20 protein-coding genes are annotated in these 26,949 nt (G+C 65.1%); 8 read left to right on the top strand and 12 right to left on the bottom strand.

From position 1 onward, the window contains the following. Positions 1-56: 56 nt before the first annotated feature. The 4 genes from QRN25_RS10625 to QRN25_RS10610 all read right to left on the bottom strand — a co-directional run bounded on the left by QRN25_RS10625 (position 57) and on the right by QRN25_RS10610 (position 6,014). Entirely contained in the window at positions 57-2,567 is a 2,511-nt protein-coding gene (locus QRN25_RS10625; RefSeq protein ID WP_285019526.1) for a PepSY domain-containing protein, read from the bottom strand. Between the two features lie 136 nt (positions 2,568-2,703). Beyond that, entirely contained in the window at positions 2,704-3,162 is a 459-nt protein-coding gene (locus tag QRN25_RS10620) for a hypothetical protein (protein ID WP_285019485.1), read from the bottom strand. A 144-nt stretch (positions 3,163-3,306) separates the two neighbouring features. Next, on the bottom strand, positions 3,307-4,743 hold the full coding sequence (locus QRN25_RS10615; protein ID WP_285019484.1) for a glycosyltransferase family 4 protein: 1,437 nt from the start codon (positions 4,741-4,743) through the stop codon (positions 3,307-3,309). Beyond that, positions 4,740-6,014 (bottom strand): polysaccharide pyruvyl transferase family protein, encoded by a 1,275-nt coding sequence (locus QRN25_RS10610; protein WP_285019483.1) that lies wholly within the window; start codon positions 6,012-6,014, stop codon positions 4,740-4,742. Before QRN25_RS10610 ends, QRN25_RS10615 begins: the two co-directional genes overlap by 4 nt. Before the next feature lie 226 nt (positions 6,015-6,240). Here QRN25_RS10610 and QRN25_RS10605 point away from each other — a divergent pair, with 226 nt between their 5' ends. From QRN25_RS10605 to QRN25_RS10590, 4 genes are all read left to right on the top strand, one after another. Further along, positions 6,241-7,107, top strand: a complete 867-nt coding sequence (locus tag QRN25_RS10605; protein ID WP_285019482.1) for a glycosyltransferase family 2 protein — start codon at positions 6,241-6,243, stop codon at positions 7,105-7,107. Next, positions 7,104-8,210, top strand: a complete 1,107-nt coding sequence (locus QRN25_RS10600) for a polysaccharide pyruvyl transferase family protein (protein WP_285019481.1) — start codon at positions 7,104-7,106, stop codon at positions 8,208-8,210. Before QRN25_RS10605 ends, QRN25_RS10600 begins: the two co-directional genes overlap by 4 nt. Positions 8,211-8,320: 110 nt before the next feature. Then, on the top strand, positions 8,321-8,587 hold the full coding sequence (locus tag QRN25_RS10595) for a spike base protein, RCAP_Rcc01079 family (RefSeq protein ID WP_417629279.1): 267 nt from the start codon (positions 8,321-8,323) through the stop codon (positions 8,585-8,587). Positions 8,588-8,589: 2 nt separating this feature from the next. After that, positions 8,590-11,211, top strand: a complete 2,622-nt coding sequence (locus tag QRN25_RS10590) for a putative Ig domain-containing protein (RefSeq protein ID WP_285019480.1) — start codon at positions 8,590-8,592, stop codon at positions 11,209-11,211. A 25-nt stretch (positions 11,212-11,236) separates the two neighbouring features. Here QRN25_RS10590 and QRN25_RS10585 read toward each other — a convergent pair whose 3' ends face one another. Both QRN25_RS10585 and QRN25_RS10580 read right to left on the bottom strand, forming a co-directional pair. Next, positions 11,237-12,163, bottom strand: a complete 927-nt coding sequence (locus QRN25_RS10585; protein WP_285019479.1) for a glycosyltransferase family 2 protein — start codon at positions 12,161-12,163, stop codon at positions 11,237-11,239. Then, positions 12,160-13,260, bottom strand: a complete 1,101-nt coding sequence (locus QRN25_RS10580) for a glycosyltransferase family 4 protein (protein WP_271180918.1) — start codon at positions 13,258-13,260, stop codon at positions 12,160-12,162. The genes QRN25_RS10585 and QRN25_RS10580 overlap by 4 nt, the downstream gene beginning before the upstream one ends. A 203-nt stretch (positions 13,261-13,463) precedes the next feature. Here QRN25_RS10580 and QRN25_RS10575 point away from each other — a divergent pair, with 203 nt between their 5' ends. Both QRN25_RS10575 and QRN25_RS10570 read left to right on the top strand, forming a co-directional pair. Continuing rightward, positions 13,464-14,510, top strand: coding sequence for a glycosyltransferase family 4 protein (locus tag QRN25_RS10575; RefSeq protein ID WP_285019476.1), 1,047 nt, complete (start codon positions 13,464-13,466; stop codon positions 14,508-14,510). Between the two features lie 36 nt (positions 14,511-14,546). Continuing rightward, on the top strand, positions 14,547-15,686 hold the full coding sequence (locus QRN25_RS10570; RefSeq protein ID WP_285019475.1) for an acyltransferase family protein: 1,140 nt from the start codon (positions 14,547-14,549) through the stop codon (positions 15,684-15,686). A 115-nt stretch (positions 15,687-15,801) separates the two neighbouring features. Here QRN25_RS10570 and QRN25_RS10565 read toward each other — a convergent pair whose 3' ends face one another. Beyond that, a complete protein-coding gene (locus QRN25_RS10565) occupies positions 15,802-16,800 on the bottom strand; it encodes a polysaccharide pyruvyl transferase family protein (RefSeq protein WP_285019525.1) in 999 nt (332 codons plus the stop codon). Positions 16,801-16,965: 165 nt separating this feature from the next. Here QRN25_RS10565 and QRN25_RS10560 point away from each other — a divergent pair, with 165 nt between their 5' ends. Beyond that, a complete protein-coding gene (locus QRN25_RS10560) occupies positions 16,966-18,375 on the top strand; it encodes a lipopolysaccharide biosynthesis protein (protein ID WP_285019474.1) in 1,410 nt (469 codons plus the stop codon). A 4-nt stretch (positions 18,376-18,379) separates the two neighbouring features. Here QRN25_RS10560 and QRN25_RS10555 read toward each other — a convergent pair whose 3' ends face one another. The 3 genes from QRN25_RS10555 to QRN25_RS10545 are packed head-to-tail and all read right to left on the bottom strand — an operon-like array spanning position 18,380 to position 23,160. Further along, a complete protein-coding gene (locus QRN25_RS10555; protein WP_285019473.1) occupies positions 18,380-19,846 on the bottom strand; it encodes a hypothetical protein in 1,467 nt (488 codons plus the stop codon). Positions 19,847-19,859: 13 nt separating this feature from the next. Continuing rightward, a complete protein-coding gene (locus tag QRN25_RS10550) occupies positions 19,860-21,002 on the bottom strand; it encodes a glycosyltransferase (RefSeq protein WP_285019471.1) in 1,143 nt (380 codons plus the stop codon). After that, a complete protein-coding gene (locus tag QRN25_RS10545; RefSeq protein WP_285019469.1) occupies positions 20,995-23,160 on the bottom strand; it encodes a GumC family protein in 2,166 nt (721 codons plus the stop codon). Before QRN25_RS10545 ends, QRN25_RS10550 begins: the two co-directional genes overlap by 8 nt. A 260-nt stretch (positions 23,161-23,420) precedes the next feature. On the opposite strand from QRN25_RS10545, the gene QRN25_RS10540 reads away from it, so the two are divergent. Continuing rightward, positions 23,421-24,017, top strand: coding sequence for a polysaccharide biosynthesis/export family protein (locus QRN25_RS10540; RefSeq protein WP_285019467.1), 597 nt, complete (start codon positions 23,421-23,423; stop codon positions 24,015-24,017). A gap of 452 nt (positions 24,018-24,469) precedes the next feature. Here the strand turns inward: QRN25_RS10540 and QRN25_RS10535 are convergent, their stop codons facing one another. Both QRN25_RS10535 and QRN25_RS10530 read right to left on the bottom strand, forming a co-directional pair. Next, positions 24,470-25,717, bottom strand: a complete 1,248-nt coding sequence (locus tag QRN25_RS10535) for an outer membrane beta-barrel protein (RefSeq protein WP_285019466.1) — start codon at positions 25,715-25,717, stop codon at positions 24,470-24,472. A 209-nt stretch (positions 25,718-25,926) separates the two neighbouring features. Next, positions 25,927-26,799 (bottom strand): zinc-ribbon domain-containing protein, encoded by an 873-nt coding sequence (locus QRN25_RS10530; protein ID WP_285019465.1) that lies wholly within the window; start codon positions 26,797-26,799, stop codon positions 25,927-25,929. Positions 26,800-26,949 lie beyond the last annotated feature (150 nt).

Here is a 26,949-nt window from a genome sequence, read left to right as displayed (position 1 = left end):
GGGTAGTTTGACGCCGCCCTGGATTGCTTCGCTGCGCTCGCAATGACGGACTGGGCTCAGTAGATGTCCCGCAGATAGCGGCCGCCCTCGGCCATTTCCTCCAGCAGCGCATCGCCGAGCACGGCCCGCAGCGCCGCATCGACGGCGGGCGCCATGCCCAGCAGGCTGCCGCAGACGAGGATCGTGGCCCCGTGCTCGACCGCCTCGCACAAGGCATCGGCAACTTGCGGGATCACCTCCTGCACGTAGCGGCCGCAATCGGGATCGCGCGACCAGGTGCGCTCCAGCCGCGCCAGCGTGCCGTCCGTCAGCCAGCCTCGCAGTTCGGCGTCGAGGAAGGCATCGTGCTCCCGCGAACGCTCGCCCAGCAACAGCCAGTGACCGGCGCTTCCGGCAGCCTTCGCTTGCCGCAGATGTCCGCGCAGACCCGCAAGGCCGGTGCCGTTGCCGATGAGGATCAACTGCCGCTGCTCTTCGGACACCCGGAAGCCGGGGTTGGCATGGAGCCGCAGCGCGATCTCCGTCCCCAGCGGCGCATGCGCGGTCAGCCAGCCCGAACCGAGGCCGAGGTTGCCGTCCTCGCGGCGGACCTGCCGGATGATCAGTTCGATGCGCCCATCGGTCGGGATCGAGGCTATCGAGTATTCGCGGTGCGGCAGCGGGCGCAATCCGGCGACGATCTCCTCGGGCGTCCTTGCGAGGACTTCAGGCAGTACGGATTGGCCGATGTGGGCGGCCAGAGTGCGGTTGTGGACTTCCTGAGTGCCGTTGAGTGCCGCTGTGTGCAGCAGCGCCGAGACCGCCGCCGGATCGTTGCATGGGCGGATTTCCGCGATGTCTCCGGCCTGCCATTCAAGCGTTTCCCCGTCCAGCGGCTCAAGCACGACGAGGAATGCCGGACCGCCCTGACTGCCCGGATTGAGCAGTTCCCGCCCGGCCAAACGCCAGCGCCCGTAGCGCGCCGGGGCGAAGTCCGCCGCCATCGGATCGGCGCCGAGCGCGGTCAGTTGCTGCTGCCATTGACGCTCGGCATCGACGTCCTCGCCATCGATCTCGATCGTGTCGAACAGGCGGCGTCCTCCGCCCGCGTGAAGCCAGCGATCGACCTCGTGCCCGAAGGCGCAGAACTGCGGATATTCGCGGTCTCCGAGCGCGAGGACGGCATAATCGAGGTCCTGCGTGACGGGCGGCGAAGCCATTGTTTCCCGCGCGAAACGGCGGGCGCGGTCGGGCGGCTCGCCTTCGCCATACGTGCTGACGACGAAGAGCGCGCGGCGGGTTTCTGCCAGCACCGCGCCATCGATCGACGACAGCGGCAGCACTTTCGCACCGCCCAGAACCGCCGCCGTCTGCCGGGCCAGCCGCTCTGCGCCGCCGGTTTGGCTGGCATAGGCGACCAGCATGTCGCCGGTGTCCGCCGCGTCGTTGGCGACCAGCCCCTCGACTTGCGCCAGTGCGCGCTTGCGGCGCCGCCGGGCGATGTAGAGCAGCAGCCCGGTGACGGTGAACAGCGGCATGGCAAGGCTGGTCACGAAGATGGCGATGCGGCCGGGAAGCCCGAAGATGGCGCCGCGATGGACCTCGAACATGCTCGTCGCGACGACCTTGCCGAGCGCGCGGTCGGCATAGCGGTCGGCTTTGAGCAGGCGTCCGTCCGCAAGGTCGATGCTGAGATTGTCAGTCATGCGGTCATGCCGTGCGCCAGCCAGAAGTACGCGGAACGTCGCTTTTCTGCCACTTTCGGGCAGGTTCACCGAGACCGAATCAAAGTGTCCGCCGGTCTCGCGCTCCACCGTCTGCCACGCCCGGGCGAGCAGCAGGGCAGGTTGCGGTTCCGCTTCGTCCTTGTTCGCCCCGCCCTCGCGCTCCGCCGAACCGGTAAGCACGATCTGCGCGCCTTCGCGATACCATTCGTAGGACCACCATAGCCCGGTGAGCGCGCTCAGAAGGTAGGCGATCACCACCCAGCTGCCGATGATCACGTGCAGTTCGCGGTAGAGGTTGCGCCCGCTCTTGCGCCAGTCGAGCACCAGCCAGGCGCGCCAGTCCAGCGCGCGCCGGGGCCAGCGCAGATAGAGCCCGGACAGGGCGAAGAAAATCAGCGCGATCGTCGAGAATCCGGTGATCTGGCGACCCCAGCCCTTCGACCCGCCGGGCAGGGCGAGCCAGCGGTGGATGTCCTCCACGGTACGGAAGAACCCGGCGCCGACCGGCTGGCCAAGCAGGCGGCCGTCACGCGGGTCGACGTAGCTGCGCTCGCCGCGCCGCTCGCCAGGTTCGGGTGCGAACTGCACCTGCCAGGCGCGTGTCGGGTCGGCTTCTACGGTGAGCCGCTCAACCTTCAGTCCCTGACGAAAGGCGGAGGCGCGGCCAATCATCGTGTCGGGCGAAAGTGCGGGATTACGGCCCGTTCCGAGAGTCACGATGCCCGGGCTGAGCACGCGCATGATCTCGTTCTCGAAGCTCAGGGTGGCTCCGGTAAGGCCCATCGCGGCCAGTACGAGGCCTGCGGTGATGCCCAGGAACCAATGGATCTGGAACAGAATTCTGCGCGTCACTTCGACCATGCCCCCTATGCGGGGCACGCGGACCGGCGCTCCCCCTGGAGAAAGCACGTGCCGGTTGGCATTGCGGGCTTTCGTTTCCTCTCGTGCCGCCTTCGCTAATGCGACCCAATTGCAATTTCAAGTAATTTTGGCGCTTTTACGCGGCTTTCCGTTCAGCGGTCGAAGGCTCGGACCAGGCGGCGGACGGGCGTTTCGTTCGCCCGAGAAGAGCTTGGCGGCGCTCGAGATACCGCAGCGGGACATAGGCGTCCTGCCGGGCGACGGCGCGCAAATGCTGGATTTTCAGCAGCAAAACGACTGCTCCCGCAGTAACCACGCAGGCTTGCCAACGCATATCATCCAGACTGCCGAATTTCGCAGCGTGCAGACATTCCAGCAGTGTCGTGAAGGCGAGGAGCGTGCCGACGAGGTCCGCAGTCCGGATTTTCGGCGCCGCCATGGTCAGGATGCAGAGGCTCACGACGAAACCGGCGGCGGCGGCTGAGGCTGAGCAGTCCATCTGCAGCACCGCCCAGGCGAGGCCTCCGGGGCAAAGGGGTGTTGCGGCTCGGGCCGCGATTACCAGATGCCGTGGCGTGATTGTGGGAAAGCTCATGGCTTGTCCCTACCCGCGAATTCTGAAGATCGGGTTTAGTACCCGAATCCTCTTCCAGCTGCTGCAGCAGCTTTGAAAACTGTGCGCCTCGACCCGCTTGTGAGGCCGTGCTAGAAACCTGCGCAGGTATTTATTGGACTGGTATTACGACGTTGCATGGCGGGAACTGCTGATCATGGCGGGTGATGGCCCGAGGGAAGAGGGCGGCGTTGCCCCGCAGTCGCCCGCTTCGTCGGATGTCAGGCCGCATGCCGTGCAGGTCGGGGCGTCGCCGATCGCCTGGAAATGGTGGCTGTTGGCAGGCCTGTTCAGTCTGGCGATGTGGGCAGGGATCATTGCACTCTCCACCTGATCGCGAATGGTGGATCGTTCGATTCTTTCGTGCAGGATGGCCTCTACCCGATCGAGCCAGAGCTTTGGCGTCAAGGCAAGTACGCGGGTTTTTGCATAGCCCGCTTCGCTCATTTCCCGAGTGGCTCTATCGTCTTGCATCAGGCGCCGGATGGCGGCGGCAAAGCCCGGGGTATACCTTGGATCAACCGAGATTCCGGCTCCGCGATCGACGATGTCCGGAGCGAGCAGGGCGGTTTCGGCAAGAATGACCGGCAGCCCGCTCCATGTCGCCTCGATCGCGACGAGTCCAAAGGGTTCCGGATAGCGGCTCGGCATCACCAGCATCCGCGCGCGGGCCGCGATTTCGCTGATCTGTGCGGGAGAGCGCCGCCCCAGAAGACGGGCATGCGGGTGTAGCGCGGCGACGTGATCGGCGAGTGGGCCTTCGCCGATCACGGCCAATGGCGCACCGGCCATCGCCGCTGCTTTCGCCGCAAGGTCTACGCCCTTGGTCTCTTCCAGCCGTCCGACGAACAGCACCTCGCGGTTGTGTTCTGCCGGAATCCGGTTGCGGGAAAAGGGGATGACCGGATTAGGCAGCGGAACGATAGCATCGTCCGGAATACCGCTTCGCTTTAGAAAACCTCGCATATTCTCATGAATCGCGAGTATCGGCGGAGAAGATCGCGGACGAAAGGCCTGGCGGTGGATTGCCTGACGCGCGCTGCGCCACGCCTTTTGCAGCGCGCCGTCGCGATCGCAGGGCGTGACGAGGCAGGCCCGGGACAATGGCATGTGCGGACAAACTTCCCCGGATCTGAGCCAGGCAAAAGCGCCGTTCGGACATGCGAGGAAGAAGTCGTGAGCGGAAATGACCAGCCTGTCGCGTACCGGAGCGAGGGCTCCGAACACGGCAGGCGATAGGATCTGTGCCCAGCCGTGGAGATGATAGACGGTTCCCGGTGTGTCGTTGGTGGCGATCCAGTCTCTGACCATGACCTGTGCGGCCCTGTTCCAGAGGCCGGTCACCATTGCCCGCGCGCGTCCGCCTGCCGTGAGCCGCTTCTGGCTAAGCGGCACCACATCTACTCCAGCGGTGGTCAATGCCGAGCTGATACCATCGTCACCGGTCATGAAGGTGACCCGATGGCCGCGCCCGGCAAGGCCGCAGGCAGCCTCGACTGCAAGCTTGCTAGCGCCGCCTTTGGGGTCGCTGAGATCGTTGATCTGGACGATGCGATCGATCACTGTACGGTGCTTGCTGCACAGTCCATCGCGGCTTGCAGATTAGCTGCAAATGCGCGGATTTCAGCCCTTGCGCGGGCTATGAGGAAGGATGCGTCGAAACGGTCGGCGATTGCGGCGGCGGTACGCGCGCCCAGTTCCTCGGCTGCGACCTCGGCCGGGTCCAACATGTGTTTGGTGCGTCCGGCAAGCTGGAAGAAACTGTCCAGCTTTTCGTCCCAGCGCAACCCCACCGAAGGGACACCGAAGGAGTGGGCCGCGATGCATGCGTGCATCCTATGGCCGACGATGGCGTCGCAGCCTGACACCAGCGCGGTAAGGTCGGCAGGTGTGTCGAAGGATCGTCCAAGCACAACCGGGCCTTTGGCGTAGCGGACCCAGGGATGAAGTCGGCGGTGCAGGTACTCGCGGTCTTCGGGGCTGCCGTTGGTGAACAGGACGACCTCGAAGCCGTGCTCCACCAGCGACCGAAGCGCGGCCGGATACCAATGCTCCAGATTGGCGCTGTAAGCCGGGCCGCTGTGATAGCGCACTGCCAGTGGATCGGTGATGCACACTCCGACCTTACGGGCACCGGGCTGGCGCAGGCTTTCCGGGTAGTGGCAACTGGCGAGTATTCCGGGGTCGACCGATAGGTGCGGGGGACGGATTGCCTGGCCGGTGAAGTGCTTTTGCCAGGCACGTTGCGAGGCCGCGTCGCGTACGGAGGCCCAGATCGGCCGAGCCTGCTTCAGTGCCTGCGTGAAGATTCGCAAGCCTCGGCGCGACCAATGCGATGACACGCCGACGGCGTAGATCGCCACGGGCAATCCAAGCCGGTTCGCCTGCGCCAGTGCTCCTGCAATCTTCATCGGGAAGTTGAGATCGGCGTCGGTGAGGAGGTTGCCTCCGCCCACGACGACCGCCTCGGCGCCTTCGAGGCCGTCCCTGTAGTGTCGCTGCAGTTGCAGCGCGAGAAAGAGGCGAAGCATGGTCCAGGTCGTGAAACGGCGCAAACCAGTCGGTAGCTGTTCGAGGAGCGCGAGTGCGATGCCGCGCATCCGGCCATGTCCGGATGGATAGGAATTGCGCCCGGCAAGATCCACGGAGACGACTTTGGAGCCCGACAGTGCCCGTGCGAGTTCCCGTTCCAGGCATTCGTTCAAGAGCCCGTCGCCGAGGTTGGGACTGTACTTCACATTCAGCAGCACGATCCGCGAGAGCGCGCGGACCTGACCCCGCACGCGGTCATCCGGTGAGGTGGCCTGGCAGATCGCGGTGGGGCTGGCATGCATGCGTGAGAGGCTCCATCGCGCGGCCCAACAAGGTCCGGCAGACGGGAACGCCTAACAGAACGCACCTGAGCTGCGCAGATGGTGAATGGATTTTAACGATGAAGTGAGTGACGGGCGTTTTATCGTCCGGACAAGACCAAGTAATCGCCAGGTATCGGATCGAATCCGAAGCCATTCTTTTGCACGAATTCGGCATTTGCCGAAATGGATTACGAGGAAGCGTCGGTTGCCAAGCATCCATGTCGTGATCGCAACCATAGGCCGCGCGCAAGTGGTACGGCAGACGGTCGATATCCTTGCTGAGCAGACGCGCCATGCCGACGAAATCCTTGTCGTCACTGTAGGGCCGGAAGATGTCGCGGGAATTGACCAGGCACGAAGCAAGGCCCGGGTGCTGTTTTCGGAAAAAGGGCTCTGTCGTCAGCGCAACCGGGCGTTGGATGAGTTGCAGGACGCAGCCGACATCATCGTGTTTTTCGACGACGATTTCGTCCCTGCCGCCGACTACCTCGCCCATGTCGAGGCGCTGTTTGACGCCCATCCCGATATGGTCGGCATAACCGGCGAACTGTGTGCGGACGGCGTGCTGCATGGCGGCTTCACGGTCGAGGAGGCCATGGCGATCCTGGCGAGTCGCTCTGAAGCGCACGCGCCGATGCGGCACCGGCATGAGCTCTACGGTTGCAACATGGCCATTCGCATGAGCGCGGCGCGGGGCATGCGTTTCGACGAGAACCTGCCGCTCTATGGTTGGCAGGAGGACATCGACTTTACCAACCGGCTCGGGCGGAAGGGGCGGCAAGTCTCGACAGGCGCGGTGACCGGCGTGCACCTTGGCGTCAGCGCGGGGCGTACGTCTGGCAAGCGGCTCGGCTATTCGCAGGTTGCAAATGTGGTCTACCTCCAACGCAAGGGGACGATGCGACGCGACTTCGGCAGTCGCCTGATGATGCAGAACCTCGTATCCAATGCGTGGCGCAGTTTACGGCCGGAGCCGTTGATCGACCGGCGTGGCCGCCTGCTGGGCAACATGATCGCGATCCTCGATTGCCTGCGCGGACGGGTTGATCCTCGCCGGATCCTCGAAATGTGAGCGCGCTGACTTCATCCTTCGATACGGCGGGCCTAGATACGACAGGCAGACGTTCCGGCGATCACGTACGGCGGCAGGTCTTCGTTTGCGGCGACCTGCATAATCTGGGCGACCTGAAATTGCTGTTGCAGAATCTCGCCCTGACCGATGGGCGTGGCGGTATCGTGCGCCGCTGGGCGCCGCTTCCGGTGCAAGTGGAGCGGCAGGTGGCGGAGGCCGGCGGAGAACTGGTTTCCGGCCGCGCGTTGCTGGGCTTTGCGTACAAAGCGTTCCGATCCCAGATCGTGCTAGGCGGCGGACAACTGGTGCGGGACAATGTCTCGGTCCTGGCGTTGGTCGGTCTGTTGCTTGCCGTCGTCAGTGCGCGGCTAGGTGGGGGCGGGCTCGTCACGCGCGGGCTGGGCGTGAGCATCATCCGCTCGCCATTGCGGCGGGTCCTGTGGCGCGCGATCCTTGCGCAGTGCCCTCTGGTGAACCTGCGTGACGAGGGCTCTGGTCGCAATCTGGTCCGGTTGCTTCCGGGCAAGGCGCAGGCATGTCACGCCGACATGGTGTTCCTGCCGACGGTCGGCGTGCATGCGATCACGCCTGGGCGGGGATTACGACGATGGATCGTCGTGGCACCTTGCGCCGATGCCAGCGAGGGGCGGTCGATAGAGGGTGCAGCGCTTGACGCCGTGGTCGCCGAGGCCCTCCATCGCTTGCCGAACGCGGGGCTGGCCATCGCCTGCCACGATCCGCGTGCAAACATGGACAACGCCGTTGCTGCCCGCCTGGTCGCGCGCTGGCCGGATCGGGAGATCGTCGTGCTCGACGGTTATGATCTTGCCAGGCTGGTGGAATTGTACCGGGAGGCGGCGCTGGTGGTCACCAATCGCCTCCATGCGCTGATCTTCGCGATCCTGGCGGATGCTCCCGCGCTTGCGGTGGAGGACGGCACCGCCAAAGTGCGGGTGGTCGCCGACCACTTTGCCGTACCTGTAGTGCTTCAGGAGGATCGAACGGCGGTGGCCACTTGTCTCGAGGCGGCGCTGGGATTCGACCGCGTTCTGCGCGCCCGGACGCGGCAGGATCTCGCCCAGAAAGCAGCACGCAACCTGTGATGCGGCAGCTTACAAACCGCTTTCCTACAGCGAATCAGATGGAACATAAATCGAACATCGGTGCGCTGCGAGTCGTGCCGATCCCTTTCGACATCCAGCCGGAGCATGCCATGTCCGATCCTTTCGAGACTCAATCCGACGCCGCTTTCGCCCCTTCGCGCGCGCCTTACGCGATCGTGCCGAATGATACCGAGCAACTGGCACTGGTGCCCAAGGGCATTTACGTCGGCACCGGCGGCGACATCGTCCTTCGCGGCATCGACGGCACGACCGACGTGATATATCGCAATCTTCCCGATGCCAGCTTCGTTGCCGTGCGCGCCCTTTACGTGCGGGCGACAGGCACCACTGCCGCCGACCTCGTCGGGGAGGCATGAATATGGCCCGCCTCGTTTCCGGCGGCCGCTCCGGCGGCGTCTTCAACCGCGTAAGAACCGTGTCCGGCAGCGGTGCGCTCCTGACGCTCGGGCGCTCGCTCGGTGTTGGCTCGACCTTTGCCTTGCGCTCGGGCAGTGATGCCAACCTCCAGCTTTCCGGGAGCAGCTTGATCGCCGCTACTGCCCTTTCGGCGGGAACGAGCCAGGTTGCGCTGATCCGGGAGAGCGTCGGGCTGGGCCAGTCGGCGCGAGCGGTGGAGTATGCCGTTACGCTCACCGGTGCGGCATCCGATCCGGTGGAAGGAGCCTGGCTCCCGGCCAATCCCGCGCTTGCGGGCGCTTACGGCCTTGGCAAGCTCGTCGCCGGGTACGATGGACCTGCCCTGCGGGTACGCCGTGCTTCCGATGGTGCCGAGCAGGATATCGGCTTCGCGGGTCAGGCGTTTGATGCCGAGGCCGCGGCTGCCTTCAAGGGCGTGTCTACGCTGGGCGTCGCGGTCGTCTACGACCAGACCGGGCAGGGCCGCCATCTCACGCAGCCAAGCACATCCGCACAACCATCGCTGTGGCTGGGCGAGGGCGGTCCGACCGTCACCAACTACGATACCGACTGCCCGATGCTGATCCCCGCGACCTTGGCGATCCCGCGTGCGAACTGTGCGGTGTTCATGGCCGCGCGCACGCCGGGGCAGGCCGCGACTTGCGGCTATTGGGCGTTTGGTTCGACGACCACCGACTATGGCCTCACCAGTCCGCGCACCGCCGGGAACCTGGCGATGCAGCCGATGGTCGCGAGCACCTCGATCCCGGCCACGGCCACCAATGCGCAGGCTTTGGGGGTCAGCAACATGGCCGTGCTCGGCCTCGTGTCGAGCGCATCCAGGCAGGTCGTCCACCGCGACGAGCAGACCGCGACATACCCGGCTGCCGCAGTTGCGATGCTGAACGTCGGGGGTGAGGTCGGTGAGGCGATCGAATACGGCGGGCGCACTGACTGGCGCGGCTTCGTGGTCTACGGGGCGGCTCCGTCCGATGCCGAAGTCACGGGCATCAAGGCCGTGCTCAAGGCGGTATTCGGCACTTGCGAGCCTGCCACGCTGTCGTTCCTCGGCGGAGGCGATAGTATCGTGTTCGGCACCGGGGGCGCGAACAACCGCACGATAACGGCGGCCATGCACCATCGCTCGGCGGCCTCGGTGCTGCTGCGCAATATCGGCATCGCCGGGCACCGGCTCGACCAGCATTACAACGATTTCGATACCGTTTCGGCCGCCCATATCACGCCGGGCGTGCCAAACGTCTATTTCGCAGACTACGGTCACAACGACATCAAGACATACGTGACTGACGCCGCGACCGCGATCTCGGCGGTGGAGGCGATGAAGGTCCAGGCGCGGAGCATGGCCGCGCGGCTGCGCATTTACGGATTCTCGATGGTCGTGTGGCAGGAGGCCTATGCCGACACCAGTTTCACCGTGGCGCAGGAAAACGCGCGCGATGCGTGGAATGCCTGGCTGCGCTCGAACCCGGTGGCCGATGACGGTTTGCCTTGCTTCGATGCGGTCGATCTCGTGGCGAGCGATGCGGGCTTCGTGCTGTCCGATGCAGAGACCGATGCAGGGCGCGGTATGGCGATGACCGCGAATTCCTCGGACGGGGTCCATCCGAACGAAGTCCATGCCGGTGCCCGCGCGGCGCACTTGCTGGCGGCATACGAGGCGATCCCGTTCACGCTGAAATATGCCACGCGGCCAGCGCAGCAGGGCCTCGCTTACACGGGTTACCTGCCTCGGCTGGTCAAGGGGACGGGACCTTTCACGTTTGCGTTGGCGTCGGGCTCATCGCCACTGCCGACGGGGCTGTCACTGGATAGCGGGACGGGCGTGATTTCGGGCACGCCGACGGTATCAGGCACGACATCCGGCGTGGTCCTGCGCGTGACGGACAGCCTTGGCGCTGCGGCGCAGGCGAGCTTCGACCTGACCGTCGCGGCATCGGCGACGATCGCGGTGACCGACCAGACCGAGACTTGGAACACTGTCGACGCCACGGCCGTGACCGTCGCCATGCCCGCTGCCGTAAATGTCGGGGACATTCTGGTCGCGGTGATGAGCGTCGATGGTACCGTCACCGTGACGTGGGACAACGCGACGGCAGGCGCATGGACCCAGCGCGCCACCTATGCGGCCAATTCCAATCAGCATCTCCTGACGATCTTCACCAGGACGGCAGACGGCACCGAAGGGGGCAAGGTGCTCAACGTGGGACTGTCGGGCTCGCAGCAGGCCGTGACGCGGGTGATGCGGGTGACGGGCGCGAGCGGTGCGGTGGAAATCTCGACTTATGCACGCGGCAATGCCGTCGCCGCCGATCCGCCCGCGCTGACGCCGAGCTGGGGCGGTGCGAGTCTGTATATCGCCGCGCTCGGTCTGGATGGGACGGCGACCATCGCGTCGGGACCGACCGGCTATGCGGGCTTCATGTCGCGCGTATCGAGTGCGAGCGGCCAATCGACCAACGCGACGGCCTGGAAGCTGGCATCGGGGACGGAGGATCCCGCTGCCTACACGATCTCGGCAACCTCGAACTGGGTCACGGCTACGCTGGCGTTGCAGGCCAGCTGACGGATCCGATGCGGCGGGGCCGTCCTCAGGCGGTGCGCAGCGACCGCACCAGGGCGGCCCCGATCAACAATGGCAGGCGGCGGAAGCGGGCCGAAGCGAGCGCGGCGGGCATGACGCTGCACAGGCTCGCCAGCATGGCCGGCCACATCGCTCGCGTCCTATCCCGCGAGATCGCACGGTAGCGTCGGAAGATTCGCAACCGCGTATAGGCATCCACAACCAGGCGAGGGGGCCGGGTGCCGCCGGTCCGCGCGATCGCGTCAAGTTCCGCGCGGACGGCGGAGCGTTCCTGTTCCTCGACATTTCCTACCGAGAGCGCCGCTTCGTGGCGGCGATAGAACAGGACGTCCACCGGTGGATTGTCGATACGGCCGAACGCTCCGGCGCGAATGAACAGGTCGTAGTCCTCGGCATGGCGGTAGTCGTCGCGGTATCCGCCCATGGCTTTGAGTGCTGCGGCCCGGATCATGATCAGCGGATGCATCGAGACCGCGACGCGCGGCGGAAAGACGGACAGGTCGGTTACTTCGTGACGTCCGCCGCTGGTGCGCGTGCTGGACGAAGTGGGATGGCGATCCGCAACGGCCTGCCCGCCGACGATGACGGTCTGCGGGTTGTCGTCCAGCCAGGCGACCTGGAATGCGAGACGCTCGGGAAAGGACACGTCGTCCGCGTCCATACGCGCGATGTATTCTCCGCGCGAATGGTCGATCGCGGTGTTGAGTGCCGCCACGATCCCGCCATTGGGCTGGCGCACCACCCGGATACGGCCATCGCCTTCCGCCATGCGCGCAAGCAGGACCGGCGAAGCGTCAGTGCTGCCGTCATCGACGATGACGAGTTCAAAATCGGTGAACGTCTGGTCCAGGATCGATCGCACGGCTTCGCGCAGAAACGCCTCACCATTGTAGCACGGCAGGATCACGGAGACGCGGGGAGGCAGCAACCTCATGCCGCTTCTCGCCATGAACGGTCGCTGAGAGCGAGGATGATGTCGAGCAGTTCGGCCCCGGCGCGGGCCCAAGTGAACTGGCGCGCCCTGATATATCCCACATCGACCTTGCTCGCAAAAAGAGGGCCGGCCGGATCGAGCGCGGCGATCGCCTGCGCCCACGATGCCGGATCATCGACGTCTGCATAGAGAACGGCATCACGACATACCTCGGGGACAGCACCGGCAGGCGCCACCACGGCAGGTGTGCCGCAGAGCATCGCCTCCAGTGGCGGCAGGCCGAAGCCTTCCGTGCGGGAGGGACACAGCAGGCACCGTGCGCCGGCGTAGAGCGCGCGCAGGGCCTGGTCATCGCACGAGCCGACGAACACGGCATCGTCCGGAACCGCCAGTCCGGCTGCGACCAGCGCGCCTCGCTGCGCACCCACGACGACCAGCGGCACGCCCGCCGGCGCCTTTTGGGCATAGGCAGCAAAGACCACCGCGTTGTTCTTGTAGGCCTTGGAACTGCCGAACATCAGCGCGTAGCCGCGCGCGGCAAGGCCATGCACGGCAAGCACTGTGTCGTTCGCTGCGTTCTCCAGGATATGGTCCACGCCGTTGTAGAGCACTTGCGTGCGGGTGGCCGGGGAGACGCCCATAATATCGAGCATGCGCCGGGAGTAATCGCTGACGGTCAATACGGTGCTGCTCGACCGGGCCATGCGCGGGGTCAGCAACCGATAGCCCAGGCGCTGGCGGAGCGGGTAGGAACTGTCGGGAAAAAGGAACTGTGCATCGTGAATCAGCGTCACCTTGCGGCGATGGCGCAGCGGCGCAAGGTTGGCGAGGTTCACCAGAACTCCGTCGGCGGCGAGCGTCGGCAGCCTTGCCTGTTCCCAGACTTGCGAGGGTCTTTCATCCAGTTCGCGCACTGCGATGTTGCGCAGCAATGGCTTCCAGTCGCCACTGTGGCGCATCGGCAGCAGCAGTGTCACCCGGGGCGCGCCGGGAACGCCCAGACGTGTATCGATCTCCCGGACAAGCCGGTCGGCGACGCGGTGAACGCCATTGAGACCGCCTGCGTAGAACTTCCCGTTGATATATACCGGTAGCATCGACATTCCCGAACAATCGAGCCGCAACATAATATTGCGTTGCAGCGAACTCGACGGTCGATCCTTCGCCTTGCCAAGTTTTAATGGTCGTCGGGTGCCGGCCCATCTTCCCCGTACTGGCAGCGCAAGCCATTCAAGGCGAAGAGAGGGGGGCTTCGATGTCGCGGCCTGGTGATGCGATACTGGTCAATGGGCGATTCCTCATGCAGCCGGTAACAGGCGTGCAACGGGTCGCGCGCGAACTGGTGGCCGAGATGGACCGGCTGGTGGGCGCCGGAGAAACTCCGCTGCATCTGGCGCTTGCCTGCGAACCGGATGCGGACACGTCGGACCTGGACTTGCGGCATATCCGGGTGGAACGGCGCGGCGGGGCGAGCGGGCATGCCTGGGAGCAATTCGTATTGCCGCGTATGGTCGCCGATCGTCGCCTGTTGTGCCTGGGAAATACTGCACCGCTTGCGTCGGCGCTGGGCGGGCAGCGCCTGTCGGTGATGATCCACGACGTGTCGTACCTGCCCCTGCCGCGCGCCTATTCCCTGCGCTATCGCGCAGCGCATCGCGCACTGCTGCCGATACTCCTGCGACGTTCCGAACCCCTCTTCACCGTCTGCGATGCCGAGGCGGAACAGCTGCGCCGCCTGCATCGCCGCACGCACGTCGTTGCAGTGCAGAATGGCGCCTGGACCCGTGACAGGGTCGACCGGACGGCAGGCCACGAGCGGGAGCGCATGGTCCTTTATGTCGGGTCGCTGTCGCGCAGGAAGAATGTGGAACGGGTGATCGAGGTCGCCCAGCACCTTGCCCGGGAAGACGGCGTGCGCACCGTTCTCGTGGGCTCGAGCCATAAGATCCTCGCGCCCATTCGCGCCGGCGTGGCTTCCGATGTAGCGCATATGCTCGAATTCATCGGACAGGTCCCGGATCTGGAGATCCTTGCAGATTATTATCGCCGCGCCGCCTGCCTGCTTTTCCCGTCGCTCTACGAAGCGTCGCCGCTGCCGCCGGTAGAAGCGATGAGCCATGGCTGTCCGGTGATTGCCTCGGCAATCCCGTCGATGACCGAACGCTGCGGTTCCGCCGCGCTCTATTGCGATCCGCTCGACAGCGGGGACATCCTGTCTGCGGTGCGCCGCGTCCTCTACGATCCCGGCAAAGCCGATGCGCTGCGCGAGGCCGGTTTCGAGCGCGTCGCCCGCTTTACCTGGCGCGATCAGGCAAGAAGCCTTCTGGCAGCCATGACCGGGAGTTAATTTGTCCCGTCCAGGAAGCCCGGCAAAGATCGCGTCATGAGCCAAGCGCACGCTACCAATGCCCGTCGCAGGCAACCCGTCCATGGGCTGGACCTCGTGCGCTTTGCGGCGGCGAGCCTTGTCGTGCTCTATCATCTCGGCTTCAAGGCATGGGCGCTGGAAGGCAGCAGCTTGCATGCAGTTCTAGGCCGTCATCAGGACTTTCCGATCGGCTATGCGTTGAGCTGGTGCGGCTGGATCGGCGTGCAGGTGTTCTTCGTCGTTTCCGGGGCAGTCATCGCCTATTCCGCACGCGGCGTCAGCGCACGCGGCTTTGCGCGCCGCCGCGTGGCCAGGCTGCTGCCGGCGGTGCTCATCGCCGTGGCCATCGCGCTGCCGGTCGCGGTATTCGTGTTCGGCAGCGCACCGGGGCAGGCGATCGTGCTGACTCTGAAGACCTTGGCGTTCGTCCCCTTGGGACCGTGGATCATCGGCCAGTTCTGGACGATCCCGATCGAGTTGGCGTTTTACGCCCTCGTCTGGGCGATCCTTGCATCGGGCGTGCCCGAACGCACGATGCACGCGCTGGCGTGGCTGCTGGGTGTCGCCAGCGCGAGTTACTGGCTGACCGTGACATTGGGCGTTCGGGGCACCGGGGGGCGGCTTGGTGAACTTTTGCTTCTGCAGCATGGGATATATTTTGCGCTCGGAATGCTCTGCGCGCGGTTGGGCGGCAGCGGCCTCGGGTTACGCCACGTCGGCCTGTCGATTGCCTGCATCTTTGCCGCATCGGTGCAGGTGCGCACGACCGCACAATGGGAGATGGGCGCGCGGGTCGATCTGTCGGCCGACTGGCCTTGGGCCTATGTGCTGTGGCTTTGCCTGACCGCGATGATCGCGGCGGCATTCCGGTGGCAGGCGCAAGTCGCGACCATCCTGGGGCGCTTCGGCGAAGCGCTGCGCCTTGCAGGGCTGGCTACCTATCCTCTCTACCTCGTTCACATCCACGTGGGCGGTGCGATCCTGCTGCTGACGGCGGAACTGGGCATCATTCCGGCGCTCACTCTCGCATATGCAAGTTCGGTGGTCGTTGCTCTCGCCATCGCCAGATGGCTCGAGCCGCCGCTCCATGCTGCAGTCGATATGGGGCTGCGTCGACTGGGGCGAGGGATGCCGCGTTATCGGCGGACGGGGTAGCCTCCTTTCATAGCGGCTCCAGCGAGGCGGACGCTTCGGATCGTGAAAACTCCCAAGTGTCGTAATGGTTTGATCGCCCCCCCCCCGATGAGCCGGGCGCATCGGGGGGGCGATATCAGGCCGCCACGCGCTCGGCGCTTGCCGAGCGTGCCCAGGCGACTGCTTCCTCGATGTCCTCGGCGCGGTGCACCAGCGCAGACCCTTGCGTGAACGCATCCAGGAAGCGGGCAATTTTTCCGTAGTGGTTGTCCAGCACGGCATGGGGACGGCCGAGAAGCAGCGAAAGAATATGGACATGGAGTCGGTCGGTGACGATCGCCCGCCCTCGCGCCAGTTGTCGAAATCCGCGCTCGACCCGATGGCGCGCCGCAGCCTCGTAGGCGGATGCACGCGCGCCAGCGGGGGAAAGCGAGGTCCACGCGCGCATCACGCCACCGGCCTTGGCGCGGCGCACGGCTGCCGTATCGTCGATCAGCCAGTCCTCGACGGTTGCATGATCGGGAAGCTTGACGGATTGCGCACGTTCCTTGTCGGTGCGCAGCATGGCGAGCACGTCGATGGAGGGCGCCGCGCCGGATCGCGCCCCCATGGCAAAGGCACTGTCGGGGCAGAGTTCCACCGTGCAGTCGAAATGGCGGCGGGCCAGCTCCAGAGAGGGAACGTCGCGCACCAGCAGGGTGAAGTCGGGGTGCGCGGCGATGATGCGCGCAGTCCGGTCTATCCTTGCCGGGTCGCCATAATGGATCGATTGGGGCAACTGGACGATCCGGCGATCCCGCAACCGCGCGATCACGTCCTCCCGAAATGTCTGGTGATGGTTCCAGATGTCGCCGAAGTTACCTCCTCCATGCAGGAATACGGTGCCTTCAGGCACCGCTGTACGCATCGCCTGTTCGTCGAAATTGTCGAATGCGCAGACGTAGCCGGGGCCTGCGCCACCAAGCGATTTCAGCAGTTGCACTTCACCCAGCCAGATGGCGGAATCTCCGACATTGGCATGGTTTGGAAAGTCCAGAAGTGAGAAACTTGAAGAAGCGTAAGGAGCTATCGTCGTCCACAGTCGTTTTTCGAGATGATCGATTGATGGATTAAAAGAATTTAATCGAGTATTCACGCGATTCAAATCCCAATTACATGAACTGGGTATTGTCTCGCATCTGCGGCAATTCTATTCAAGTCCGTTATGGCAGGGCATCCGGAAATCGCAGGTGGCACTCGTTTGAGCCGGCGCGCCGCTGGTGCCGTGGGGTGGAGCGTCGTCCGTTTCGGTGGAGATCAGGTGTTCGGCTTCGTGGTCTTCGCCGCGTTAGCGCACCGACTGGATCCGGCGACCTTCGGTGTCTTCATCGTCGGTCTCGCCGTGGCGGAAGTGGGCAAGATAGTAGCGCAGGGCGGATTGGTCAGCAGCCTCTACCGTGCGCCAGAGATCACGCCGCGCCTTGCTGACACCGTGTTTTGGGGCAACCTCGGCATGGGAGTTCTGGTTGCGATCGCCTGCTTCGCGCTGCGCCATCCGCTGGCCAATGCCATGGGCAGTCCCGCCGCTGCGCCTGTCATTGCTGCGCTTGGCTGCGTTGTGCCGGTTTCTGCGGCAGGCGCTTCGCATATGAGTCGGACGCTTCGCGCCTTTGGCCATCGTGCGCTGGCGATCCGTTCGTTCGGCGCGGGGCTGATCGGTGGGACGCTCGCGCTGCTGGCAGCCCAGGCGGGGTGGGGGGTGTGGGCGCTGGTTGTACAGCGCTTTGCAAGCGAGGCGGTCGGTACGCTCGTTGCCTGGCATGCGTTTCGCTGGCGGCCGGGACTGCACTTCTCGTGGACGACGCTGCGGGCACAATGGCGACTGGGCGTAGGCGTCGCCACTTCGCAATTGTTGCTCGTAGCGCTCAACCGCACGCAGGACATGATCCTGGGGCGAGTGACCGGGCCCGTAGGCGTGGGCGTCTATCGCACGGCGTGGAAGTCGATCGAAGTCGTCGCGCAGGGCGTGATCAGCCCGTTTGCCACTGTCGCGGTGCCGACGCTGGCCAAGCTGCGGCATGACATGCCTGCGTTTCGGCGCGGCTATGTGGAGATGGTTTCGGCCAGCGCGATGGTCGCCTTTCCCGCTATAGCGGGGATAGGCGTGCTCGCCGACGCGCTGATACCCTTGTTGTTCGGCCCGCAGTGGGGCGAAAGCGTGCCGGTTGTGCGGGTACTGTGCCTGCTGGCACCGCCGTTCGCATTGAATTTCTTCGCCGATCCTGCACTGACGGTTCTCGGCAAGGCCGGGATCATGGTCAGGCTGGCCGGGATACAGCTTGCCCTTACCCTGCTGTTCTGCCTTGTCGCGGCGCCATACGGGCTTGTCTGGTTCGCGGTCGCCTACGTCATGCGGGCCTATGTGACGCTCGCGTTGCAACTGGCCCTGCTGCAGCGCGCCACCGGCGTTCTTGCACGAGAGGTGCTGGGCGGGATCGCTCCGGCACTGGGAGCAGCGCTGGTCATGGCGATCGTCGTGTGGGGGACAGGCGATACGATGCCCGTGGAGGGAGATTCCAGGAGCCTGGGTTCCCTGGCTCGCATAGCGTTCCTGGTGACGCAGGGCGGGCTTGTCTACGTGGCCGTCGTTCTGGCGTTCATGGGACGCTCGCGGCGCATGCAACTGGCGGCCTTCCTGCGTCGACTGCGCCCGCAGCGGCAACCGACCTGAAGATTCAGGCCGTAGCCGCCGGGTAAGGCCACGGACCTTGGATGGCAGCCTTCCCGGAACGATGCCTGTCCCCGGGCTTGCCCCCGGTGCGTAACGCGATCGCGCTGCCGGACAGGACTGCGAAGGCAAGCCCGGGATCGCAGCTTGGCGACGACACCGAAGCGACGCCGATAGCCACGACGACCGACCATGCCGCGGCGGCTGCGACGTCGCGATCGCGATCCCCGCTGCGGCTCCAGGTCGATGCCGCGAGCGGGGCGACGGCCCGAACGGCGTGGAGCACGAATGCGCAGGCGCCGACGATGCCGGTCGATCCCAGTATCGCCGTGGCAAGGCTTGACGAGCGGAACGAGCCCGGACCAATGCCAAGCCCGTGCGAGGTGATGAACGCTGTTATCCCTTGCCCCGCCCAGAACAACCGCTGCCTGCCGGAGAAGGATTCGGCTTTGTCCAGCGTCATGTGCTCCAGCAATCGGCGCATCGCTGCCGCAAGAGCAGGTTCGAGCACCAACAGCGCGCTGGCGAGGATACCGGCGGCGATGCCCGCGAGCGACAGCCACGCAAGCCGGTCGAGAGGCAGCAGGCGCGGGGTCGTGAGGGTGCGCAGCGCCATGAGCGCGCCGAACAGCACAAGCCCGACGTAGGCCGTAGATGAAGTGCTGGTGACCAGGGCTACGACGAGAAGCAACGCGGCCGCTCCGGTCCAGCGGGGCTCGACGCGGCGTAGCCAGCACTCGAAGGCGAAGACGAACCAGACTACGGCGAAGCTCGCAAAGGAGGACGCTTCGGGCCACAGGCCATTCATTCGCACGAAGCCGCCCCATTCGTGATCGAGTTGCGCGTAGTTGTTGTTGCGGAAGAAATGGAAAGCAGCTTCCGCAGGCGTCCCGCGCAGGATGATACCGGCAAAGCCGGACAGCGCATGGATAATGCCTATCACGGCGCCGGTGCGAGCCAGTATGCGCCCGCCATCCGGCCTGTGGCGCATTACTGCGTGGGTCGCCAGCGCCATCACCATCGTGCCGACCATGTACACGGCGGTCGTCAGGTTCTGCGTGGTGAAGCGCAGGGGTTCGGCGGCGAGGATCCGGCCGAGCTGGGTTCCGTACCGGGCGCGAATCTGGCCGCGGAGAGGGGTGACGTCGATCTCCCCGGCAAAGATACGCGGCAGAAGCAGTGCGGCAAGGACGCTGTAAGCGACGAAGACGATCAGCCAGACATTGCCGCGCAACGCCGAGCCGAGATCGGCCGTCCCGACACCTCCGGGAGCCAGGCAGCGCAGCAGCAGGAAACCCAGCGCGAAGTGCGCGGGCGAGACCGACGATCCTCCCAGCGCCGTGAGATTGATCGCTGCCGAGCCGCCCAGCAGCGTCGCGCATATCACCAGCACGAACAGTGCGCGCACCGATCCCAGGATGAACAGGGCGAGCGCGATGATCAGTTCGATCGCCCCGATGAGGGTCAGTTGCATGTCCGCCTCTCCGTCACATCAACGATCGCAGTATCCCGGCGTCGAAGGCGGCGGGGGCAAAGCGGCGGGCCTGCAGCATGGCCAGTTCGGGTTCGAAGGAAGGTAGCCAGTCCTCAAACCTCGATACCGCTTCGGTCAGTGCCTCGACGGTCTGCTCGTCGAAGAACAGTCCGGTCTGGCGGTCGACGACCGTGTCGAGAGCGCCGCCTTTCCCGAAGGCCAGCACCGGCCGTCCCGAGGCCATGACCTCTACCGGGACGATCCCGAAATCCTCCTCGGCGGTGAAGACGAATCCGCGGCAGCGCGCGTAGTGTCGGCGCAAGTTCGCGAAATCGAGCCGGGGGATGATCGTTACCGTAGGGCCCGCCATGCGGCGCAGGCTCGCGGCCATGGGCCCGTCCCCCACCACGGTCAGTGGCAAGCCGAGGCGGTTGAACGCTTCTACCGCAAGGTCCGGGCGCTTGTAGGGCACCAGTTGGCCCACCCACAGGTAGTTGTCGTCGACTTCGCGGGACAGGGCGAAGAGGTCCACATCGACGGGAGGGTGAACCACGGTCGAAGGCATTCGCCAGGCGCGTTCGATACGGCGCTGAATGAAGTGCGAGTTGGCGACGTAGCGGTCGACGCGCGAGGCGGATGCGACGTCCCAGGTGCGCAGGCGGTGGAACAGGAAGGGCATCACCGCACGGTTCAAAGGCCCGGTCCCTTCGCGATACTGGTGGTAGTGGTCCCACAAGTATCGCATCGGCGAATGGACGTAGCACACGTGAAGAGCGTCGGGATCGGTGATGACGCCCTTGGCCGGGCCGCTCTCGCTGCTGATGACCAGATCGTAGCCGCGCAGGTCCATTTCCTCGAGCGCCATGGGCATGAGCGGCAGGTATTTCTGGTAGTGCCGGCGCGCTCCGGGCAGCTTCTGGATGAAGCTGGTGGTCACCTTGCGCCCGGCGATGGTGCGCGAGACGCGCGCGGGATCGTAGACGTGGGTGAAGATGTCGGCTTCGGGGAAAAGGCGCAGCAGCCGTTCGATTACCCGCTCCCCGCCGCGCATGGTGACCAGCCAGTAGTGCACGATCGCCACCTTGCGGAAGCGCTGGCGGACATGGTGGAGCAGGCTGTCGTCGCCGTCCTCCGAGACCGGGCGCAGGTTAAGCATAGTAGTCCTTGTACGCCTTGTAGAATGCGTTCTCGTCGAGGCCGAACGCGGCCTGCTTGCGCACGTCCACGCGGGTGAGGATTACCCCGGCAAGGCCGACCGCACCTTCCGGCAGCAGCCGGAGAAGCGAGCGGATCGCGGCTTCCGGTGTCCGGCGCCAGCGCGCGGCGATGACGGCGGCGTCGGCCTTGCCCAGCAGCAGCCGGGCATCGGCCATCGGCAGTACCGGCGCGGTGTCCATGATGACGGCGTCGAAGCTCTGCGCGGTCGTAGCGAGCAGGGCGTCCATCGCGGGACCGGTGAGCAGCGCGTGGTCTTCTTCGCGCCCGGCGCTCAGCGGCAGGATCGAGAGCCTTGTACGCGGGTCGGTGACGATCGCGTCCTCCAGCCTGGCATCGCCGCGCAGCACTTCCAGCAGCCCGATGTCGCGCGTGCCGCCGACCCACCGGCTGACGCCCCGTCGCCGCACGTCGCAGTCGATGAGCAGGATCGCGTCCGTGGCCCCGTTTCCGTCGCCCGCCATCGACCGGGCGAGGCACAGGGCCACGGTCGTCTTGCCCTCGGCAGGCAAGGCGGAAGTCACCGCTATGATCCGTGGATTCTCGACCGCGAAGGCGATCGAGGCGCGCAAGTTGCGGAATGCCTCCGCGAAGGCCGAGCGTGGCTGATCGACGATTGCCTCAACAGGGGCGGCCAGCGCCCTGCGACCCGTGACCGAAGCCAGTTCGGGGATCGAGCACAAGTAGCGCAGCCCCAGACGCCTCTCGATCTCCTCGCCGGTGGCAAAACCGCTGAACATCAGTTCCGCCGCGATGGCGCAGGCAAGGCCAAGGCCGAGGCCGATCGCGCCGGCCAGCACCATGTTGAGCAGGACGTCGGGGCGGGCCGGCCTGTCGCTGGGCTGTGCCGGATGGAGTACCCGGGCTTCCGGCTGACGGATGCCGATGCGGGCGGCAAGTTCCTTGTAGCGGCCGAGGTAGCTTTCGTAGAGCTGGCGCGAGGCCTGTGCCCGTTGATCGAGGTCCTGGAGGTCGACCATGGCCATATTGTCCCGCCGAAGGGCGCCTTCGGATGCGTGCAGCGAACCAGAGAGCGAAGCCAGGCGACGCTCGGAAACCGCTGCCCGGGCGGAGAGGTTCGACACCACGCGACCAATCTCCTCGGCGATCCGGGCATCCACAGATGCGAGCTGATTGCGCGCGCGAGCGAGGTCGGGGTGGCGCGGGCCGTACTTGCCGGAAAGCGAAGCGATCTCGGCGGCATATGCGGCCTGCTGCTGGCGCAAGGACGCGATCACAGGCGAGCCGAGCGATTCGCCGACATCCTCGCCGCTCGATCCCGAACCGAGTTGCTGTCGCGCTGTCGCCAGCCGGGCGGCATCTTCCGCCGCCTGCGCGCGGGCTGAAGTGACTTCCTGGTTGTAGGTGGAGATTTCCTGTTCGGTGAGCGAGCGGTCGCTGGTGCTCGGTAGGTCGTGCGCGAGGCGGTAACGGGAAAGCGTGGCGGCGTCGGCGGATGCCTGTGCGCTTGCCTTGTTCATCCGTGCGCCGATTTCACGCAGGGCACGGGTGTCGGCGGCATCCTTCTCGGTGACGCTGCCTTGCGTATACTGCGCAGCGAAGGCGTTGGCGATGCGCGCCGCTTCCCGGGCATCCTCGCTCTCGAAACTTATCGAGAGCGTATAGGTCGCGCCGGAGCGGAAGGCGGAGACTCCGTCGGCGACATAGTCGATCGCTGCCTGTCGCGCTTCGGCGCCGCTGCGCCCGTCAGTGGCGAATCGGCGGGTGAGAGCCAGGCGATCGACCACGGCCGCGATGTTGGCGCTGGACGTGATGACCTCTACTTGCGTGTCGATCCAGGTCTCGCCCATGCCGCCCTGAGCCGCGAGACGATCCTCTTCGGTAAGGGGGGCGATCGGCTCGACTTTCGGGTCGAGCGTGACCTCGGCGGTCGAAAGGTAGGTGGGCGTCTGGGTTGTTGTGAAGGCAAAGCCGGCGGCGAGTGAAGTCAGGAGCGCTCCCAGTATGATGGGCCATCGACGACGCAGAAAGCCGATCAGGGCGCCGGGATCAATCCGGTCTGTATCGATGGCAAGGGCCGGTCGCGACACGGGAACGAGGGCGCCGGGCGGCGGCGCAAGGACGATAGGTTGATTCACGCTGACACCACCCCTGTTTTCCGGCGGCGCTGCAATGGCCTGCTGGAATCGAGTGCAATTTCGGCTGGTTTGCACTGGGCGCGCAAGTAACAGTTGCGCGATTTCAAAAATGTAACGGTTTCAAATTTGAAATTAACGAAGTTAATGGCGAAATAAATTATTTATAACCTGAATTTCATTTTTGTAATTGGAGTATTCTGTGAGGGCCGGTTTTCATCGCCGTACTTGGTGCGATGCACGGCGAAATGGAGATTGGGCAAGTGTCGAAGGTCTGCAATCCGCATCGGCGCTTGATCGATGCCGTCGTGGCAAGCGTATTCGCTGTGCTCGTGCAGGGGTGCGCGACTTCGGGCGCCTCGCCCCTGACTGCGGCCGAAGCCCGCATGGGGATGGAGGCGTACCGCCTTGGAGCCGGCGACAAGGTGCGTGTCACCGTCTACAACGAACCTAACCTCTCCGGTGAGTACGCCTTGTCCAGCGCGGGCAGGATCGCTTTTCCGCTGGTCGGGACGATCGATGCCAACGGACAGACGGTGGAAGACCTGTCACGCATGCTGACGAACCGGATCGCGGATGGTTACATGACTGACCCCAAGGTCAGCGTCGAAGTTCTGACCTACCGGCCCTACTATATTCTGGGTGAAGTCCAGAGGCCCGGGCAATATCCTTATGTCGCTGGCATGTCGGTCGAACAGGCCGTCGCAGCGGCGGGTGGTTTCAGCTATCGTGCGAATGCGCGGCGCGTGAACCTGCGTCGTGGGCCGCAACCAGGCGAAAAGTCGGTAGAACTCAACGCCGGACTGGTTGTTATGGTAATGCCGGGCGATACCATACGTATTCTGGAGCGGTACTTTTGATATTTTGAAATGGGTTCTTCGGGTAAGTAAAGCCTAGCCAAGGCGTCGTGAATCGTGATCGATCGGTCTCGAGCAGGACTTGAATGTAATTTCAGTAACGATCCGTTGTGTCCGTTGGGCAAAGGGGCATGCGCCACTGTATCGAGCCGTGAGATGCAGTTTGAGCCAAAGCCCATGATGCTACAGCATGTGCTCAGGCGAGCTATGGGATGCCACACATAATTCCCGGCGGATTAAGGGCGTGAAACTGGCGGATGGTCATAGGGACGTCGTGTGACGTTCAGGAACGGAGTTTCTGCTGACGGCAAGCAAAGCCTTGGCTTGGCTTGCCGTCAGCAGATGCTGGAGTGGAGCCGCCAGTAGTCGGATCAACGTGCCGGGGTCGCCTCTGTCCGCATCACGGCCATCGCCAACCGCATGCTTGTGGATTTACTGGTAACAGCGGGTCGGCATCATAGGGTGTACCTAAGCGACACCGACATCCGCCTGCGATCAAACTCACGCCCGCCAGCGCCATTGCTGCGGGTGCTCTGTAAGCCCAACTGGGCTGCAAGCCGCAAGTTGCGACGGAGAAGCCAGTCGGCGCCCAGGCTGCCCGAGAGATCGCTTTGTCTACGCTCGGTCCCCGCATATTCGCTGACGGTACGATCCAGGCGCCCCCACATGAGCAGATTGCGCCGGGCTTCGTAGTCAATGCGGGTGCCATATCGGCTCTGCCGGATGCCTGCGATGCCGACGAGGGGCGAGCGCTGGATCGACCGGCGTGCCTCGATCGTCCAGGTCATCAGGCGGGTTGGGCTCCATTCGAGACCGGCGCTGAAGTCGAGCCCCTTGATGTGTGGAAAGGCCGTGTCGTCGTAGCGCTGGTCCTGGTAGCCGACTGCGGCACGGCCCCGGATCAGGCGCGTGACCCCGAAGGCGAGGCCGCCGCGCAGCGACCAGCCGCTGGAACTGCGGTCGAACGTGCCCGTATCGTCCGGATAGCGGGCTTGATTGTAGCTGCCCTCCACGAATGCCGCGACGCCGGGCGCCACGGCATAGCCCGCACTCGCGCCAAGGCTCCAGGTCCGATAGTCGCGGTCGCCCTGCCCGATTTGCACGCTGTCGGTTCGATAGGGCGCGTAGCGGTAGGAATCGAGACTTGCCTGAGTTCCGAGGATCAGGCGTCCTGCGGTGTGCTCGGCCTCCAGACCCAGTTCCAGTGCATTGTAAGCGATGCGCGGGCCGCGCAGCGTGGTGTCCCCGATCGTGCCGCGCGCTTCGTAGGCGCGCGAATAGCTCGCGCGGGCGGACAGGCGGGTCCGGGTGCCCAGATCGAGGCGGCCGCCAAGCCGGGCGTCATAGGTTTCGGTATGTTCGTTGGTCTGCGACAGGCCGCGAGCCAGCGCTGCATCGGTGTCCAGCGAGAGGGCGTGGCGGCTCCAGGTGGAGTGCGCGGAGAAGCTGCCCGATACCACCGCCAGCGCATCGTGCACCCTGTCATTGCGCGTGGCATAGATGTTGTCGTCCCAGGCGATGCGCGCTTCGCTTGAGGCCAGGCCTTCGAAACTGCCGACGCGGATGTGGACTGGATCGAACTCGGGACGGGCGCGCTTCTGGACGGAGATCGCCACATCGCCGTAGAGGTGGTTTGTGGAGGCGTCCTGCGCCTGCACGTTCGGCGCCGCACAGGCGCCGATCAGGCCCAGTAGATACGGCATCAGCGCCGGATTCGTTCCGAACCGACCCAGCCTGTTCGCCGCTTTTCGCCTCAAGGTCGCCCGCGCTCCAAGATTCGTGCCCCCGCGAGAGTTGATGCCCGCTTGACGGTGTTTGCGGGCACGGCACGCGCGCAGCAAATGAACCATTTGTCACGGGTGAAGCATTCGCCACGGGCTGGGCGCGTCCTCCTGCGAGGAGGGCGTTCAGATCAGTCGGGCTTCCAGCCGATCTCTGCAGCGGAAGCGGACTTGGGGATGTCGGTCAGCGCTTCGTTGACGGTGATCGTCTCGCCGGGTGCAAGGCGGTTCTTCGCAGGCACCACTTCCTTGGCGTAGACGACGGTTTCGCGCCGGTCGCGCAGGACGACGAGAAGCGAGGGGACCTTGCGGGTCTCGGCGCCGATGTTGGTGATCGTGCCGCTGACGCTGAAGAACTCGGTGCCGTCGGGCAGCGGCTTGCGGTCCTGGCGGCCGCGCGGGAAGTCCAGCTTGAGGTCGGGCTGGGCCTGGCTGAACGTCGCGCGCGGGATCGGCAGCCAGTCGGGCAGCCCGCCCACGGCGACGGCGACGGCAAGGCCCAGCGTCGCGACGGCGAAGGCGATCGCGGCGAACGTGCCGATCCGCGACCAGTTGCGGCGCGGACGGAACGGGGGCGAAAAGTCGAAGCTCGATGGGCCTTCGTCGGAATAAGGCTTGATCGAGGTGTCGTCGTAGTAGACCGGACCGGGGCGCCGCGAGGGTGCCGGCGGCGGCATCGGTTCGGAGCGCGGGGCCTCGGCAGCCGGTTCCGGGGCGCGGGGAACCACGACGGCGGGGCGCGGCGCCGGTCGTGCTGCAGCCTGAGGGATCGGCTGGGAAACCGGCTCCGGAGCTGGCTGCACGGGCGCGGCATGTACCGGCGACGGGCTGACGGCCGCTTCGGCCTCGACCGGCGCGGCGAAAGCGCCTTCGGTTTCCAGTTCAGCTGGTTCCTGGAACCAGCTGTGCCGGCACTTGGCGCAGCGCACGGTCCGACCTTCCACGCCGATGGCGCTGTCGGGGACAGCGTAGCGCGTGGAACAGGCAGGGCAGGCGATGATCATGATCGCATTCATAAGCACGGCTTGCTCGCGCGCGACAAGCGCCTCGCCTGTGGGTTCGCGCCATGACGCTCTTTTTTCCACATGCATGGATGGCTATAGGCATGAAGGTCGCCCGTTCGGTCCGACTGTGCAACACGATCCTTGACGAGC

The sequence above is a fragment of the Novosphingobium sp. fls2-241-R2A-195 genome, from assembly GCF_030209485.1.
Classification (GTDB): Bacteria; Pseudomonadota; Alphaproteobacteria; order Sphingomonadales; family Sphingomonadaceae; genus Novosphingobium; species Novosphingobium resinovorum.
The sequence above is the reverse complement of the archived record's forward strand: the minus strand, read 5'-3'. Positions and strand labels throughout refer to the sequence as shown.